At 70.4% G+C, this 15,727-nt stretch carries 10 protein-coding genes and 1 riboswitch; of the genes, 2 read left to right on the top strand and 8 right to left on the bottom strand.

The features are described 5' to 3' along the window. Positions 1-9: 9 nt before the first annotated feature. The 6 genes from BN3560_RS10995 to BN3560_RS10970 form a co-directional block, all read right to left on the bottom strand. Positions 10-903, bottom strand: a complete 894-nt coding sequence (locus BN3560_RS10995) for a DUF4430 domain-containing protein (RefSeq protein WP_096228079.1) — start codon at positions 901-903, stop codon at positions 10-12. Positions 904-905: 2 nt separating this feature from the next. After that, positions 906-6,449: a DUF4430 domain-containing protein gene (locus BN3560_RS10990; protein ID WP_161959453.1), complete on the bottom strand. Its 5,544-nt coding sequence runs from the start codon at positions 6,447-6,449 to the stop codon at positions 906-908. Between the two features lie 72 nt (positions 6,450-6,521). Next, positions 6,522-6,611, bottom strand: a riboswitch (adenosylcobalamin-variant (AdoCbl-variant) riboswitch). A gap of 197 nt (positions 6,612-6,808) precedes the next feature. Continuing rightward, complete coding sequence (locus BN3560_RS10985; RefSeq protein WP_096228077.1) at positions 6,809-7,546, bottom strand: DUF1847 domain-containing protein; 738 nt, start codon at positions 7,544-7,546, stop codon at positions 6,809-6,811. 93 nt (positions 7,547-7,639) lie between these two features. Continuing rightward, positions 7,640-8,833: an ABC transporter permease gene (locus BN3560_RS10980; protein WP_096228076.1), complete on the bottom strand. Its 1,194-nt coding sequence runs from the start codon at positions 8,831-8,833 to the stop codon at positions 7,640-7,642. Next, entirely contained in the window at positions 8,830-9,516 is a 687-nt protein-coding gene (locus tag BN3560_RS10975; RefSeq protein WP_096228075.1) for an ABC transporter ATP-binding protein, read from the bottom strand. The genes BN3560_RS10980 and BN3560_RS10975 overlap by 4 nt, the downstream gene beginning before the upstream one ends. Before the next feature lie 4 nt (positions 9,517-9,520). Beyond that, complete coding sequence (locus BN3560_RS10970) at positions 9,521-11,170, bottom strand: efflux RND transporter periplasmic adaptor subunit (RefSeq protein ID WP_231897386.1); 1,650 nt, start codon at positions 11,168-11,170, stop codon at positions 9,521-9,523. A gap of 241 nt (positions 11,171-11,411) precedes the next feature. Here BN3560_RS10970 and BN3560_RS10965 point away from each other — a divergent pair, with 241 nt between their 5' ends. Together BN3560_RS10965 and BN3560_RS10960 are read left to right on the top strand one after the other, a co-directional pair. Next, positions 11,412-11,813 (top strand): MGMT family protein, encoded by a 402-nt coding sequence (locus BN3560_RS10965; protein ID WP_096228074.1) that lies wholly within the window; start codon positions 11,412-11,414, stop codon positions 11,811-11,813. A 142-nt stretch (positions 11,814-11,955) separates the two neighbouring features. After that, positions 11,956-12,483, top strand: coding sequence for a cob(I)yrinic acid a,c-diamide adenosyltransferase (locus tag BN3560_RS10960; RefSeq protein WP_096228073.1), 528 nt, complete (start codon positions 11,956-11,958; stop codon positions 12,481-12,483). Here BN3560_RS10960 and BN3560_RS10955 read toward each other — a convergent pair. Together BN3560_RS10955 and BN3560_RS10950 are read right to left on the bottom strand one after the other, a co-directional pair. After that, positions 12,480-14,342, bottom strand: a complete 1,863-nt coding sequence (locus BN3560_RS10955) for an NAD(P)/FAD-dependent oxidoreductase (protein WP_096228072.1) — start codon at positions 14,340-14,342, stop codon at positions 12,480-12,482. The two genes, BN3560_RS10960 and BN3560_RS10955, sit on opposite strands and share 4 nt — an antisense overlap. An 11-nt stretch (positions 14,343-14,353) precedes the next feature. Beyond that, the gene (locus BN3560_RS10950; protein WP_096228071.1) at positions 14,354-15,604 is read right to left on the bottom strand and encodes an aminoacetone oxidase family FAD-binding enzyme; all 1,251 of its coding nucleotides are present in this window, start codon (positions 15,602-15,604) and stop codon (positions 14,354-14,356) included. Positions 15,605-15,727 lie beyond the last annotated feature (123 nt).

Here is a 15,727-nt window from a genome sequence, read left to right as displayed (position 1 = left end):
ACCCCCTTCCTATCGAGCGTAGAACCAGAGCACGACGTCGCCGTCCTGCAAAACGACGCTGTCGCAGGACCTCATGATAACCTCGCCGTTGACGGAATACTTCCACCCGCTCTCGCCGGGGTACTCCTTCTCCGCCAAACCTCCGATGGCGTTGACGTAGATACCGAGCGGCGTGCTGGACGCATTGACGGATAGGCCGCATGCCATGAGCGCATCGTAGACGGTGGCGCCCTGCTCGAACGTGGGGTTGGCGCCGCCCGACACGCGCCCGTCGGCGGCCGACGAGTCCACGGTCACGCTCACGGTTACGGTGGCCGGCCGCGCGGATGCGCTCGACGAGGCGGATGCGGAGCCTTCCGACGCCGCTCCGTCGCCCGCCGCGCCGTTGGGCAGCGGCGCGGGCGCACCGGCTGCAGGTGCCGACGCGTCCGCACCTGCGGAGTCTCCGGCCGTTGCCCCGTCTGCTCCGTCCGCCCCATCCTGCTCCTCCGCCTGCTGCTGCTCGTCCGCAGCGGCAGGCTCGTCCGCCTGGTCCGCAAGGCCAGCCTCCTGCGTGGTGGCGAGCAGGTCGCCGGCCTGGGACCCCTCGACCGCCGGAGCGGCGACGAAGTACGCCGACACGGCGATGAGGGCGACGGAGAGCGCGGCCGCCACGCCGACGCCCACCTTCTGCGCAGCGCTCAGCGGGGCGCGCTTCGCCCGCGGGGCCTCGGCAGCGTGCTCGCCGGCGCCATCGAGGCAGGGGCGCACAGCCTCATCCTCGCGCGGAGGAGCCGCCTCCTCCGCTTCGCCGCTATGGGCGAGGGGCTTATCGTCCCGCACCTCAAGGGGCGCAGCCGCCTCGCCCGCCGTGCGCGGGGCTCGCGGGGCAATGCGGTCGTCCGGCTTCCTGTCTTCGGCCATGGCTAGCTCCTTCCCTTCCCCTGCGGCGCGGAAGCGCTCACCCTCCGGCGTCCCAGCACGGCGTACGCGACGGCGCCCGCCAAGCCGGCGGCGCCCACGGCGATGCCCCCGACGGCCCACGGGTTCACGCCGCCGGGCACGCCGGGCGTCGAGGGTCCGTCGTCGGCAGCGAAGCCTCCCGCAGCCGACGAGGCCCCGGCGCGCGTCGACGCCTTCGCCGCTCCCGCGTCTGCCTTCTCCTCCGCCTTGGCGGTGGCCTCCTGCACAAGCGGGGCATGCGCGGCCGCCGGCGCACCGCCGAGCGGCGTGCGTTGGCCGGGTGCCCCGCCCGACGAGGTCTCGCCATCCGTCGAACCTTCCTGCTGGCCCGATTGCTTCTCCCACTTGGCGTACAGCGTGAGAGCCGACCCGACCGGCGTCGCGAAGTCCCACGCCGCCGTGCACGCCTCGTCGGAGAACCAGCCCGCGAACGTGTAACCGCTGCGCACCGGATCGGACGGGCGCAGCACCGGCTTGCCCAGCGCCACGAAGACCGACGGCACGAACGAGCCGCCCTGCGCGTCGAACGTCACCCGCACGCCGTCCAGCCCCTTCAGGGCGAACAGCCGGCCCGCGTCGTTCGTATAGTACAGGTTGCCAGCGCCGTCGGCCACGACGGAAGCGAAGCAGTAGTTCTGCTCGCCGGCGTCAGGCGTGAACAGCGTGTAGGCCGCCTCATCGCCCAGCCGGTAGCCGTACACCCCGCCGGGCAACCCGTTGCAGGTGAAGTACGCGTACGTGCCGTCGCCCTGCACCGACACGAGCGGTGACGACTGCGCCTCGCCCTTTCCGCCGCGCACCGTGCGCTCCACGGAAAGCGACGCCAGGTCGATGACCGAGAGCGTGCCGTACCCCTGGTCGTCGGCACCGCATACGAACGCCTTGCCACCCGACACGGCCGGCGTGGAGGTGGACTTGCCGGCGAACCTCACGGAACCCGCCTCGGCCAGATGGTCGCCCTCGCGGGCGACGAGATGCAGCACGCCGTCGCTCGACACCACGGCGAACCGGTCGCCCGCGCCGGCCCGCGCCGTCTCGGGAAGGGCGACGACGCCCGCGCGGATCGGGGCGCCCACGTCGACCGTCGCCTTCACCGCGCCCGTCTCGCCGTCCACCAGCTGCACGAGCCCCGCGTCGTTGCCCACGACGAGGTCGGCCCCCGACACGGCGGCGCCGGCCCAGTAGTAGCCGGCCGCGCCGCCCTGCTCGGCCGGCTCGTCCCGCTGCAGCCACCTCACCGATCCGTCGCGCACGTCCACGCACAGGCGCACGCCGCCCGTGCCCACGCTGCCGGCGCCGACCGTCGTGAAGGCGGCAAACACGTACGATCCATTCACCGTCAGCGACGAGAGCGACTGGTAGCCCTGCGCGCCGTCCGCCTCGAGCGGCTTCGTCTTCCACACGCACACTAGCTCGTCGGCCGTGAAGGCGGCGAGGCTCCCGTCATCGGACGGAACGATGACCACGCCCTCCGTGTAGACCGGACGGTTGCAGTAGGCGCTCCTTCCCCCGACGTTCGCGCGCAGCTCCCTCCCGTCGCGGTTCTTCTTGACCGTCCCGGTGGCCGCGTCGATCACCCGCAGCTCCCCGTTCACCACGAGGTACACGTCACCGTTCACGATAAGCGGCTCCGACACGCCCACGTCGCCGCTCGCGCCCTCGCGGAAATCGTAGGACCACGCCTGCTCCGCCGATTGCGTGGGCGTGGGCGCTTCCACCGCGCCGTCCCCGCCGAAGCCGGGCCAGGCGGCATCGTAGCTTGGACGCGGGGCATCGGGGTCGGTGACGACGGCGTCCAGGTCGGGAAGGCTCGCACCGTATTCGGAGTAGAACCACGATACCTCGTCGCCCGGTTGCAGCACGATCAAGCCAGCGCCAAAATCCGTGGGCTTGCCGTTCACGAAGAGCTGCCAGTAACGGTACGGGGGTGCGGATTCCATCGCCAGCGTGAGCGACGGATCGAAAGGCGAGGTGATGGAGTCGAGGAACCAGCCGTACGTACCGTTGGGATCGTAGTCCGCCTCGATGCGCTGTGCTGCGAACACCTGCTCCGTGAGATCGGCCGCCGTGGCGCCTTCCACCATCGTATAGGTTGCGGGGGCGGCCCACCGCTGCGCGTTGCCGTTCGCGTCGAGGCCGACGATCTCGCAGGAGGCCGCCACCTGGCCAGGCAGCGTGCCGTCAGAGCCATAGCACCAGACAACCTCGTCTCCCGCCTCGAGCACGTGGCCTCCGGCGCCTACCTTCGCCAGCTCCCCGTTCACGAACAGCTGCCAGTACGACCACACGCCCGGGGACGTCTCGACGCTTCCCAATTGCTCGCCGGTGTACGGTGAGGCGATGGAATCGAGGAACCAGCCGTATTGGCCCACACCCGTCTGGGCGGACAGACCCGCCTGCTCGAACAGCGCCTCGGAGAGGTCGGCGGCCGTCGCGCCCTCGTCCAGGGCGAACGACGTCGCGGAGGCCCACGTCTGCGCGGCCCCGTCGGCGTCCGCGCCGATGACCTCGCACGTCACCGACAGCTTGTCGGTGGGAGCCGGGTCATCCCAGGCGCCGTAACGCCAGATGACGCGGTCGCCCGGCTGGAGCACGCACTTGTCCGCTCCCTCGCCGAGGTCCTGGCCGTTCACGTAGAACATCCAGCCCAAGCCCTGGAACGTGCCCCACTTGAGCGTCAGCCCGGCGTCGAAAGGCGAGGTGATGGAGTTGAGCGACCATCCCCATGCGCCGATGCCGAAGTCAGCCGTCATCCCGGTTCTCGCGAACAGCGCCTCGGCCAGATCGGCCACCGTGGCTCCCGCGTCGAGCGTGTACGGCTCGGCCGCCGCCCAGGTCTGCGCCGCGCCGTCCTTGTCCATGCCGATCACCGAGCACGTGGCCGTGACGTAGGGGTCCTCCTGCCCGCTCGTGCCCTCGACCGTGAACTCGGCGGCCACGGTGCGTCCGGCCAGCTTCTGGAAGACGGGGTCGTCCGGATAGCGCTCCGCATAGCGCGCGTACTTCTCGCTGGCCAGGCGCGACTCGACGGTGACTTTCGCGCTGTATGCGGGCTGGGTCACCAGCAGGTTCTCATGGGACACGACAGAGGGGTTGCTCGACTTGAACAGGCGCCAGCCGGCCGAGCCCAGGGGATCGTAGCCCTCGAGGTCCACCGGCACGATGCCGCTGCCCGCAGCGTCGGCCGCCTCATGGTCGTACGCCCAGGCCAGATTGCCGTCCGCGTCGAGGTACGCCTTCTGGAACGCGTGCAGGTCGCCCGTGACCGCGCCGGCGTCCTGGCCTTTCGCAAGCGCGGCGGCATAGCCGACCACGGCCTGCTCCATGAGCGCGGCCTCGCGGTCGAGGTCGGCCTGATCCATGGGGGAAACCGTGAACGAGAGCGTCTTGGAGGCGCTGATCTCGGCGTTCGCCTTGTCGGTCACGGTAAGCGTGATATCCACCTGCGCCGGAGCCTCGCCGGGCAGCGGGCGGTACACCTTGCCGGCCCACCCGTTCGGCACCACCGCGTCGGTCGAGGCCGTGTACTTCACCTCGTAGTACTTGCCGTCTACGCCGATCGTAGCCGGCTTCGGCAGGCTCACGTCGCCCGTCAGCGCGCTCGCGCCGACAGGCTCCCCCGTCTCGGCCAGCGTGATGCTGTCGCAGGTGAAGTTCTCCCCCACCTTCTGCTCGAGCGCCGCCCTCTCCGCCGCCACCTTGTCCGGGTCGCCCTTCACGGTGACTTCGAACGTCTTCTCGATAGTCGTCTCCGGGCCGCCGGACGTTACGATACCAACGGCGGCTGTCAGCTGCACTGTGCGGTCGGCAGCGCTGCGCACTACCGTGCCCGTGTAGTTTGACCAGCTGTATCCGCTGACTTTCACCACCGAGGGGTCGGACGACGTCCACGACACCTCGGACCACGGTTTCCCCTCCAGCTTGTTCGGCAGCGTCAGATTCTGCGTGACGGCGTCGGTCTCATCATCCAAGGCGAAGCCCACCACAAGGGATGCAGCCTTCTCCCCCAGCATGCGCTCGACCCGGCCCTCGTCCCATGCGAGCGCCGTGGGCTTGCTCGGCGCGTAGGTATTGGACGCATCGCCGCAGGCGAGCGAGAACTCCAGGTCGAGGCGGCGGATGACGCTGTAGTCGAGTGCGCCCTTCTCGTCGGGGGAGACATAGAAGTACGTGATGTCGCCGTTGGAGGAGCCGCTCGACGTATCGATACCGCCGGTCTGCTTGGGGTCAGGACTCTCGAACGTGGCCGAGGAAACCTGCGAGGTTACATCGGAGAATCCAAGCTTTGCGAGCTCCGCCTCCATCACGACGTTGAGGTTGGTATCGCTTCCGTACACGGGGTTGGGACACCAGCCGCTGAAGCCGTCGTTTTTCAGCGCCTCGACGGCCGCGGCGAGGCGCGCCTCGTTTTCCGGCGATCCTGCCGCAACAACGGGCCCGACTGCAGCCTCAACCGCATTCGAGGAGGTGGCAACCACCTTCAGGTAGCTGCCCGCATCCTCTGCCGTCACTTCGTAAACTGCACCCGTCGCGTCCTCGATGAGGGTGAACTCGCCGTCTTCGGCCGCGCTGCGCAGCCACTGGTATGTCACCCCAGCCGTGACCGGTTCGGGGTCTTGCCAACTGTACTGCGGCTCGCCGTAGGCCGTGGCAACGAGCGTCTGGCCCGTCTTCGCCTTACCGGCCACCCCAACCGATGCCAGCTTCGTCTTGCCGTCCGTCACCTGGGATGTCGAGGCCTTCGACCAGAACTCGCTTCCTCCCGGCAGCGTCACTTTAACTGCGAGGTAAGAGCCCTGGTCGGGTTCACTTGCCTGGTAGGTTTGGAACGTCGCTCCGTCGATGAGGACGTAGTCGCGATAGCTAGAAGTGCCGGAGGCATAGGTTACCTTCTTCGCACCTCGATACCACTGGAACGTCGCACCGGTGTAGTCGTCTATCTCCACCTCTTCGGTATCCCAGCCCCAGTCGTCCTCTTCTTCGATGAACGCCCAAGCATAGAGCGATTGTCCCACGCCGATCTTGCTCGGCAGGTCAGCTGTCGCCGATGCCTTGATACGCACACCATCGAGGGAAGCCGGGGCTGCGAGCAGGGACGGCGACGCCCCGGGAACGGAAGTGACCTCCGCGCCAATCGGGGTGCCGGCAGACTCCTCGTCGAGCTGCTGCCGGCCAGCCTCCTCCTCAAGTGCCTGCTCGGTAGAGGCGCCCGGTTCGGCACCCTCGCTGGGGGCGCCCGGTTCGGCGTCCTCATCGGGAGTGGTCGCATCTGGCAGGGCGATATTCGCCGGCTCCTCCGTTGGAACGGCGGCCGGCTCCTCTTCGAGCGCTTCGTCCCGCCCGGCGACTCCGGCAGGTGCGGAGGGCTCGGAGGCCGCGTCCGCCGCCCAGGCGGCGCTCGGCACGAGCGAGAACGCCAGCACCATAGCCATGAGCAGGGAGAGTAGTTTCTTGGGTAGTTCCGCACCGTCCGAACCGGAGCGCGCAGATTGAGAACCGATGGTCATCGGAACCTCACTTTCCAGGGCTTCGAGGTGTGATGGACAGGTAGTCCGACTTTGCCTCATCTGAGACGGGCGATGCTGCGGGGCATCGCGGGTTCCGCTCATCGGCGTTTACGGTTACTGGTATAGCGCGGGATTCTCACCCGCATTCCCCTCGGGCAGCCTCGTCGGCGGCCCGGCGCCGCGCCCGGCGCGCTCCATCCTAGCCAATTTCTATTGCTGACGCATTCTAGCACCAAACCGACGCCGCGGGGACGGCGCGGAAAGACTCGCGGACAAATAAGGTCTGGCGGGTTACGCCCCGGGCAGCGAGCGCAGCGGCGCAGACGCCCCCTCACGGACGGCGGCTTCCCGCGCGCCGGCTACTCGACCTGGGCGGCGTCCCCCGGCGTCGGAGTACCGCCTTCCTTCCCTGCACGCGGGCGCGGCTCGGGAAGGTCGGGCGACAGGAGGCGCTTGTAGTACGAGCCCTTCGTGTAGAGCGCGGCTGCGGGGTTGTGGGCGAGCACGCGGTCCTTCACCACCAGGTAGGTCACGGGAGCTTCCGCATGCTTCATGAACAGCGTGTCGTGGCCCACGCACAGGCCCACGATCACGTTCAGGTCGCAGCCGGCTTCGTTCAAGATGCGCGCCTGCATGATAGGGTTGCACGTGGGTTCGAAGCAGCCGGGATGCACCTTCACGTCGTCGGCGATGCCCGCACGCTCCTTCGCCACGGCACCTACCTTGCAGGCCACGGCGCACACGTCTTCGAATCCCTTGGCGCGCAGGATGCGGGCGAACGCCTGGGCCTCGTCGATGAGCCCCATGCACGTGGCGATGCCGATCTTGCGCGCGCCTATGCGCCGGGCGAACACCATGACCTCCTCCACGCGCGTGAGCTGGCTGTAGAAGAGGCCCTCCACCTCGGCGGCTGCTTGGAAGATGCGCGCCGTCTCGGGGTCGTCCCGATAGAGGGCGGCCGCGTCTTCGAACTCCTCGTCGGGCGTGCGCTGCGTCAGGCAGAACGAGGGATAGGCCCGCGCGGCCCCCTCGGCGCTACGGTCGTCGCAAGCCCGCACGGCGCAGTTGGCGCAGCTGCGCGGATCGTCGTTTTCCATATGCTCCCTTTCCAAGCCTTCCAGCCCTGCGTTTGCGGCGCACCGGGGTGCGGCGCGCGTTGCCGAACGCAACGGGTCGAGCTTTTCCTTCCGCTACTGGTAGCGCAGCGACTCCACCGGGTCGAGCTTGGCGGCGCGGCGGGCCGGGTAGTAGCCGAACACGACGCCGATGAGCACGCACACGGCCACGGCGCCGAACACCACGCCCGGCGCGAGCACCGGCGTGACGGTCATGCCCGCCTGCACCGCCCCGATCACCTGGCCCAAGCCCCACGCGGCCAAGAAGCCGAACACGATGCCGAACGCGCCGCCGGCCACGCACAGCATGATGGCCTCGAGCAAGAACTGCTTCGTGATGTCGCGACGACGCGCGCCGAGCGACTTGCGCAGACCTATCTCGCGTATGCGCTCGGTGACGTTCGTCAGCATCATGTTCATGATGCCGATGCCGCCCACGAACAGCGAGATCGACGCTACCGATCCCATGAGCAGCGAAAACGACGTCATCATCGTCTCCATCTGCTTGATGACGGCATCGAGCGACGACACGTACACGTTTTCGGGCTCCAGGTTGAAGTATTGCGCCACGAAGGTTTGAGTCGTCTCGACGAGACGATCCATGTCGGTGCCCTCGCGCGCGAAGCCGACGATCTGCTGGATGCCCCCGGTATTGCCGATGCGCGTCTCCACCGTGGTGTAGGGCGCGTAGAACGTCCCGCCCCCGCCCATGAACGTCGATGTCTCCAGCACGCCGATCACCGTGTAGTCGTCGTTGCCGAGGCGCACCGTCTTGCCCACCGCCTCGGTGTCGGGAACGCCGAGCATCTGCACGGCCATCTCGCAGCCGCCCATCACCACGAGCCGCGCGGCGTTCTGCTCTTCGCTCTCGGTGAAGAAGCGGCCCTCCTTGAGCTTCGTCCCGTTCGCCGTGAAGTACTCGGGGCGGGCACCGATGATGCTCGTGTAGTTCTTCTGCCCGTCGGCCGTCGAGACCTCGGCCGATGCGTACGACGCGCCGGTGATGACCTCGTACTCCGGCATGCCCTGCGCGAGCTTGTCCAGGTCGTCGAACGTGATGCCCTGCGGCGAGTAGGCGCTGATGGACACCTGGCGCGCCTGGGAAAGCCCCATCTCGCCCATGAGCATGTTCTGCACGCCCGCGATGAGCGAGGTCATGGCGATGACGGCCGCGATGCCGATGACGATGCCGAGGATGGTGAGCAGCGAGCGGCCCTTGTTCGCGGACAGCGCGTGCCAGGTTTCGTAGAACAGGTCTCCGATCCTCATGCGCGCTCCCCTTCGTACAATCGCCCGTCGCGAATGTGCACCACGCGGTCGGCATGGGCGGCTACGTCGGGCTCGTGCGTGATGAGCACGATGGTCTTGCCCGCATCCCGCAGACGCTTGAACGTGTTCAGCACCATGTCGCCCGTGGCGGTGTCGAGGTTGCCGGTGGGCTCGTCGGCCAGGATGAGCGCCGGGTCGTTCACGAGGGCGCGCGCGATGGCGACGCGCTGCATCTGGCCGCCGGACAGCTCGTTGCTGCGGTGGTCGTACAGCCGCTCGTCGAGCGACACGCTGCGCAGCGCCGCATGGGCGCGCAGCTCGCGCTCCTTGCGCGGGCAGGCCGTGTAGATGAGCGGCAGCACCACGTTGCGCAGCACGGTGGCGCGCGGCAGCAGGTTGAACGACTGGAACACGAAGCCGAGGCGCGTGGCGCGGATCTCGGCGAGCTCGTCGTCGCGATAGTCGGCCACGTCGATGCCCTCGAGGAGGTAGCGCCCGCGCGTGGGCGTGTCGAGGCAGCCCAGCAGGTTCATGAGCGTGGACTTGCCCGAGCCCGACGGGCCCATGATGGCGAGGAACTCGCCCTGCGCCACCGTCAGCGACACGCCGCGCAGGGCGTGCGTGTAGCCCGAAGCGCTCTCGTAGATGCGGTGCAGGTCGACGGCTTCAACCACGTTGGCCATGACGCTACCCCACCATGACGCTGCCGGCGGAGTCGGCCGCGGCCATGCCGCCGGCCTCCATGCCCATGTCGCCCGGCGCGCCGCCCGCGCCTCCGCTCACAACCACCTCGTCGCCGGCCTTCACCTGGCCCTTCACGACAGACGTGAGACCGTCCGACGCGACGACCTCCACCTCGCGCATGTCCATCTCCTGCGTCTCGGGGTCGGTGAGCACCATCACGAAGCTGCCGCCCGCGCCGTCGGACTGCACGGCCGAGATGGGCACCATGAGCGCGTTGTCGATGGTGGTCGTGGTGATGGTGGCCTTGGCGGTCATGCCGGGCTTGAGGCGCGGGTCGGGCTCGGCGATGAGCAGTTTCACCGCGTACGTGACGGCGCCGCCCATGCCGCCGTACATGGCGCCGCCCGACGGGTCGCCGGAGCCGGCCGACGTGGTGGCGATGCTCACCACGGTGGCGGGCAGCGTGAGGTCGGGGGCGGCGGTGAACGTGACTTCGGCGGTCTGGTCGGCGCTGATCTTGAGGATGTCGATCTCGTTCACGTTGATGGAGACGGTCATCTGCGACAGGTCGGCGATCTGCACGGGCGAGGTCGCGGCGCTCGCCGTGGCCCCGAGCGCCTTGCCGGGCTCGATGTTCACCGCGACGACGCTGCCGGCGATGGAGGCGGTCACCGTGCGCTTGGCGGCGCGCGCGACGGCCTCGTCGTAAGCGCTCTGCGCGTTCTGCAGCGCGAGGTTCGCGTTGCTCAAGGCGAGTTCGGCCGACCTGATGGCGGAATCCGCGCTGGACTCGTCGAAGGACGCCTGCTCGCCGGCGAACGATTCGACCGCAGCTCCCCCGGCCTCCTTGGCTGCCGCCGCGGCGGCTTGCGCTTGGGCTTGCGCGGTCGCGGCCGCCTGCTGGCCGGCGGACTTGGCGTGGTAGGCGTCGTTCACGGCGTTCTGGGCTTGGGCCACGCCGTTCTTTGCCTCCTCGATCCCCTGGGCCGCCTGGTTCACCGCTTTGTCCAATTCGTCGTTGACCACGGTGAACAGTGTCTGGCCCTCTTCCACCGCATCGCCTTCGGCCACGAGCACCTCGCCCACGATGCCGTCCACCTCGGGCGTGGCGCTCACCGACGCGACGGGTTGCAGGTTGTCGGAGGCCGACACCGTCTCGACGAAGGTGCCCTGCTCCACGAAGCCGGTCTGCGGGGCCATGTTCTGCAACGCCTTGGCCGCCTGGTCGGCCGTGTACCATGCGAACGCGCCGCCCGCGACGGCGAGCACCGCCACGGTCGATGCGACGCCGATGATGATCTTGCGCTTGCGCTGCTTCTTGCGCTTCGCCTTGAGGTCGTTGAACGCCCGCATGTCGGCGAGCGCCTCGGCGTCGACCAGGTCCGCGGGACCCAACGGGTCGGTTGAGCCGGGGACGTTAGCATGCGGGATGCCGGCGAGCGCGGCGGTCGCGCCGGGGGCCGCCTGCGGCGCGGGCTCGGCGGCGGGCATCGCGGGGGCGGCGGGCGCCGCAGGAACGATGCGCGCGGAGGCGTCCTCGCCCGCCGCTGCACCGATGGGATGCGCAGACACCGGCGCCGTCGCCCCGCCGTCGCTCCAGGATGCGCGCTCGTCCGCGCCGTCTCCCCGCCGGTTGCGTCGCAGTGCCATCATGAACCTCCCGTGTGAAGAAGCGATCAGTCCCCAAGGCATCGAGCATAAGCCTCTCCGTTTCAGCATAGGGTGCGGAAGAGGAAAAGGGAAGCCGAATTGGGCGGGTATGCACCGAGCCGTCGAAACCACATATTCCTCAAACTGCGGTTGAGGCGAGCGGGCGGGCTACCCTTTGCGCGGCCGCGGGCAATGCGATACCCTAGCAGGGAAAGGCGCGGGGCGCGGGCGGAAGGATGGTGTCATGGGCGATTTCTCGGAGCGGGTGTTCGCGGTGGTGCGGCAGGTGCCGCACGGCAAAGTGGCATCGTACGGGCAGGTGGCGCGCCTGATAGGCGCTCCGCGGTCGGCCCGCTACGTGGGCTACGCGCTGCACGCGAACACCGACCCGGGCGCCGAGGTGAACCACATCCCCTGCCATCGCATCGTGTTCAAGGACGGAGGCCTGTGCCGCGGCTACGCCTTCGGCGGCCCCGACGTGCAGCGCGAGATGCTGGAAGAGGAGGGCGTCACGTTCTCCGATGACGAGCACGTGGACATGGGCGCCTGCCAATGGGACGGCCGGCTGGACTCCGACGGAGGCGATGGGAACGTGCCGCTGGCGCCTCCCCCCGACTTCGACTGGGAACGCGAGCTGGGCGACTGACGGAGCAGGCACCGCGCCGATTGGGCCCGTCAGCGTGACGCGCGGGCGTCGACGGCACGCGGGCGGGAACGCGCGACGCGCGCCCTCGAGCGCGGCAGGCGAACGGGAGCGCCCGGAACGGACGCTCCGCGAAAGGAGCGGCATGGAGCAGGGCAAGGTGCAGGTGTACACGGGCGACGGCAAGGGCAAGACCACGGCCGCCGCCGGGCTGGCCCTGCGCGCGGCGGGCGAGGGCCTGCGCGTGTACTTCGGGCAGTTCATGAAGCACGGCGAGACCGGCGAGGTCAGCGCGTTCAGGGCGATGCCCCTGCCGGGCGCGCCGGTGACGACCGAGCAGTTCGGCACGGGCGACGAGCTGTCCGCCCCCGACCCGCTGCGCGACGCGCAGGCGGCCTGCGACGGCCTAGCCCGCACAATCAAGGCCATGAACAGCGGAAACTACGATGTCGTGGTTCTCGACGAGGCGAACGTGGCCGATTCGCTCGGCTACTTCGAACCGGGCGCCCTGCTGGACGCCATCCGCGAGAAGCCCGAGGGGGTCGAGCTCGTCGTCACGGGCCGCGGCGCCAGCGACGAGGTCATGGCCGCAGCCGACCTCGTGACCGAGATGCGCGAGGTGAAGCACTATTACCATGACGGCGTTCCCGCGCGGCGCGGCATCGAGTTCTAGCAGGCGACGTCGCCCGCCACCGCCTGGGCCACGCGCAGGCCGTCGCAGGCGGCGCTCATGATGCCGCCGGCATAGCCGGCACCCTCGCCGCAGGGGTAGAGGCCGCTGCCGCAGGGCTCGCCGGCGACGGACGGGCGCGAACCGGAAGCCGCATCGCCGGCCGTGCGCCGGGCGCTTGCAGCCCCGACGCCGCCGCGTTGCGCAGCCGCGGCCCCGCTGCCCGCCATCACGGCCTGCAGACCCTCGTCGCGCACGATGCGCACGGGGCTGGAGCTACGCGTCTCCACGCCGGTCATGACGGCGTCGGCATCGGCGAAGCCGTGCATCCTTGCGTCGAGAAGCGGCAGCGCCTCGGCCAGCGCGTCGGCCACGAACGGCGGCAGGCAGTCCCGCAGGTCGCACCACGCCACGCCACGCGCGTACGTGGGGCGCACCGCGGCGCTCGGACCGCCCGCACGGCCGGCCAGGAAGTCGCCCACCGTCTGCGCGGGGGCCTGGTACGGCGCGCCGCCGGCCGCCACGGCCGCCTCGTAGGCCGCCCGCTCCATGCGGCGCTGCAGCTCCACGCCCGCCAGCGGGTGGTCGCTCCCGAAGTCCTCCGGCCCCACGCCCACCAGCAGCGCGCTGTTCGCGTTCTCGCCGTCGCGCGCGAAGCGGCTCATGCCGTTCACCACCACGCCGCCCGCCTCGCTGGCCGCGCACACCACCTGCCCGCCCGGGCACATGCAGAACGTGTACACGCCGCGGCCCTCGCCGCCTGCGCCGCCGCCGCGGCTCCTGCCGAAGCCGCCGTCGGACCCTGCGTCCTCGCCCCCTCGCGCGGGCAGGTGCACCGCCAGCTTGTAGTCGGCCGCGCCGAGCGCCGGGTGCGCGGCGGCCGCTCCGTACTGGGCCTCGTCCACGGAGCGCTGGAGGTGCTCGATGCGCACGCCCACCGAGAACGGCTTCTGCTCCAGCGCCAAGCCCGCCTCGTGCACGAGCTCGAACGTGTCGCGCGCGGAGTGCCCGCATGCCAGCACGACGCGCCGCGCCGGCATGCGCTCTGTGCGGCCCGTGCGCACGTCCCGCGCCTCCGCCTCGACAAGCGCGCCGTCCTCGAACCGCAGGCCCGCGAGCTGCGCGTTGAACCGCACCTCGCCGCCCGCCGCGATTATCTGGCCGCGCAGCCGCCGCACCACGTCAACCAGCAGGTCGGTCCCGATGTGGGGCTTTGCCTGCCAGAGTATCTCCTCGGGCGCGCCTGCGTCCACGAACCACCGCAGCACGTGCGGCGCGAGCGGGTTCTTGATGTTCGTGGTGAGCTTGCCGTCCGAGAACGTGCCGGCCCCGCCCTCGCCGAACTGGATGTTCGTGTGCGGGTCCAGGTCGCCGCCCGCATCGAACGCGGCCACGGCGGCCAAGCGCTCGTCCACGTCGCTGCCGCGCTCCAGCACGAGCGGTCGCAGCCCGGCCCGCGCCAGGTAGAGCGCGCAGAACAGCCCCGCCGGCCCCGCTCCCACCACCACCGGGCGCGGCTCCGCCCCGGCGGCGGCCCCCGCGCGCGGCACCGCGAGCGGCTCGTAGGGGACGCGGCGCTTGACGTGCGTGCCCTTCGCGGCGCCCGCCCCACCGCGGGCCTGCGCCGCCGCGAGCGCACGGTCCTCGGCCGCCGCGTCCGCCAGCTCCACGCCAAGGGCGGCCACGAAGCGCACGTCGCGCTTCTTGCGCGCGTCCACGCTGCGCTTGAGCACGCGCACTGCCGCCACCTCGGCCGCCGGCACGCCCAGCGCCTGGGCTGCCGCCTCGCGCACGAGCCGTTCGCCCGCCGCACCCGGCAGCCCTGCGTCGAGCGGCAGCCTCATGTTGGACACCTCGAGCATGCGCTACCCCCCTATCGTCCCTCGCCCTGCGCCACGTCATCGGAGCCCATCAGCCGCGCGGCGGCAGCGCGCCCTGCCAGGATGCCGCTCGCCCAGGCCCAGTGCAGGTTGTAGCCGCCGCAGGGGGCATCGACGTCCAGCGCCTCGCCGACCACGTGCAGCCCGGGCACGGCGCGGGCCTCCAGCGTGCGCGGGTCGAACGCGGCCACGTCCGCGCCGCCGCGCCGCACCTGGCATTGGCGCTCGTCGCCTATGCCGCGCACCTCCAGCGGGAACGCCTTGAGCGCGGCGGCCAGCGCCGGCACATCGCGCTTGGCGAGGGGCGCCCCGGGCGCAAGCCCTGCTTCCTCCAGCACGGCGCGCGCCACCGCCGACAGCAGCATGCCGCGCAGGAACGCCTCGCGCGAAAGCGGGCGGCCGTCGGCCGAAAGGCGCCTGCGGCGCGCATGCAGGAAACCCGCGCAGTCTCCTTCGGGCATCTGCGGCAGCAGGTCCACGAGCAGCCGGTCGCCCGGCTCGGCAAAGCGCGACAGGTTGAACACCGCGATGCCCGACACGCCGTAGTCGCGGAACAGCAGCTCGCCCGCCTCGCGCGCCTTGGGCGCGCCGTCGGGCCCCGCAAGCGTCACGGCGCAGCGCACGCGCAGGTTGTTCAGGTGCCTCACCACGTCGGTGGCGGTGCGCAGCGGGCCGAGCACCGGGCGCGCGGCGGCAAAGCCGATGCCCTCCGGCAGCAGCTCGCGCGCCGTCCGGCCGCCGGTGGCGAGCACCACGGCGTCGGCATGCCCCACCGTCCCGTCGGCGAAGCGGATGTGAAAGCGACCGCCCGGACGATCGGGCACGTCAAGCCGCACGGCGCGCCGCCCGCACGCCTCCCGCACGCCGAAGTCCGCCGCAGCCGCCCGCAGCACGTCGAGCACGCTCGTCGCCTTGTTGGCCAGCGGGTAGAGCCTCCCTTCGCCCTCCTCGCGCCACACGAGCCCCAGGTCGGCGAAGAACGCATGCACCGGGTCCGAGCCGGCCGTCAACGCACCGAGCGCCGAGCCCACGAACGCCGCGTTGCGGTAGGCTCCTGCATCGATGCGCGCGTTCGAGAAGTTGCACCGCCCATTGCCCGTGGCCAGGATGGAGCGCCCCACCCGCTCGTCGGCCTCGTACACCGCCACGTCGCCGGGAACGCCGAGCATGCGCAGCTCGCAGGCAGCCGTCACGGCCGCCGCCAGCCCCGCCGCCCCGCCGCCAATGATCGCCAACCGGCCCATGAGCCCACCGCCTCCCTTCCTCGCTTCCTTCGCCCGCCATCATACCGCAACGCCGCAGCAGGAAGAACGCCGCTCACGCCGTCGCCACATGAGGCGCCGGCAGGAAGCAGCGCAGGGCCTCGG

The sequence above is a fragment of the Gordonibacter urolithinfaciens genome, from assembly GCF_900199375.1.
Lineage (GTDB): Bacteria > Actinomycetota > Coriobacteriia > Coriobacteriales > Eggerthellaceae > Gordonibacter > Gordonibacter urolithinfaciens.
The sequence above is the reverse complement of the archived record's forward strand: the minus strand, read 5'-3'. Positions and strand labels throughout refer to the sequence as shown.

What these genes read in the sequence shown, in the direction of transcription:
- BN3560_RS10975 (WP_096228075.1), bottom strand. Translation starts at nt 9,516, where the DNA reads ATGGCCAACGTGGTTGAAGCCGTCGACCTGCACCGCATCTACGAGAGC.
- BN3560_RS10995 (WP_096228079.1), bottom strand. Translation starts at nt 903, where the DNA reads ATGGCCGAAGACAGGAAGCCGGACGACCGCATTGCCCCGCGAGCCCCG.
- BN3560_RS10960 (WP_096228073.1), top strand. Translation starts at nt 11,956, where the DNA reads ATGGAGCAGGGCAAGGTGCAGGTGTACACGGGCGACGGCAAGGGCAAG.
- BN3560_RS10965 (WP_096228074.1), top strand. Translation starts at nt 11,412, where the DNA reads ATGGGCGATTTCTCGGAGCGGGTGTTCGCGGTGGTGCGGCAGGTGCCG.
- BN3560_RS10970 (WP_231897386.1), bottom strand. Translation starts at nt 11,170, where the DNA reads ATGATGGCACTGCGACGCAACCGGCGGGGAGACGGCGCGGACGAGCGC.
- BN3560_RS10980 (WP_096228076.1), bottom strand. Translation starts at nt 8,833, where the DNA reads ATGAGGATCGGAGACCTGTTCTACGAAACCTGGCACGCGCTGTCCGCG.
- BN3560_RS10955 (WP_096228072.1), bottom strand. Translation starts at nt 14,342, where the DNA reads ATGCTCGAGGTGTCCAACATGAGGCTGCCGCTCGACGCAGGGCTGCCG.
- BN3560_RS10985 (WP_096228077.1), bottom strand. Translation starts at nt 7,546, where the DNA reads ATGGAAAACGACGATCCGCGCAGCTGCGCCAACTGCGCCGTGCGGGCT.
- BN3560_RS10950 (WP_096228071.1), bottom strand. Translation starts at nt 15,604, where the DNA reads ATGGGCCGGTTGGCGATCATTGGCGGCGGGGCGGCGGGGCTGGCGGCG.
- BN3560_RS10990 (WP_161959453.1), bottom strand. Translation starts at nt 6,449, where the DNA reads ATGACCATCGGTTCTCAATCTGCGCGCTCCGGTTCGGACGGTGCGGAA.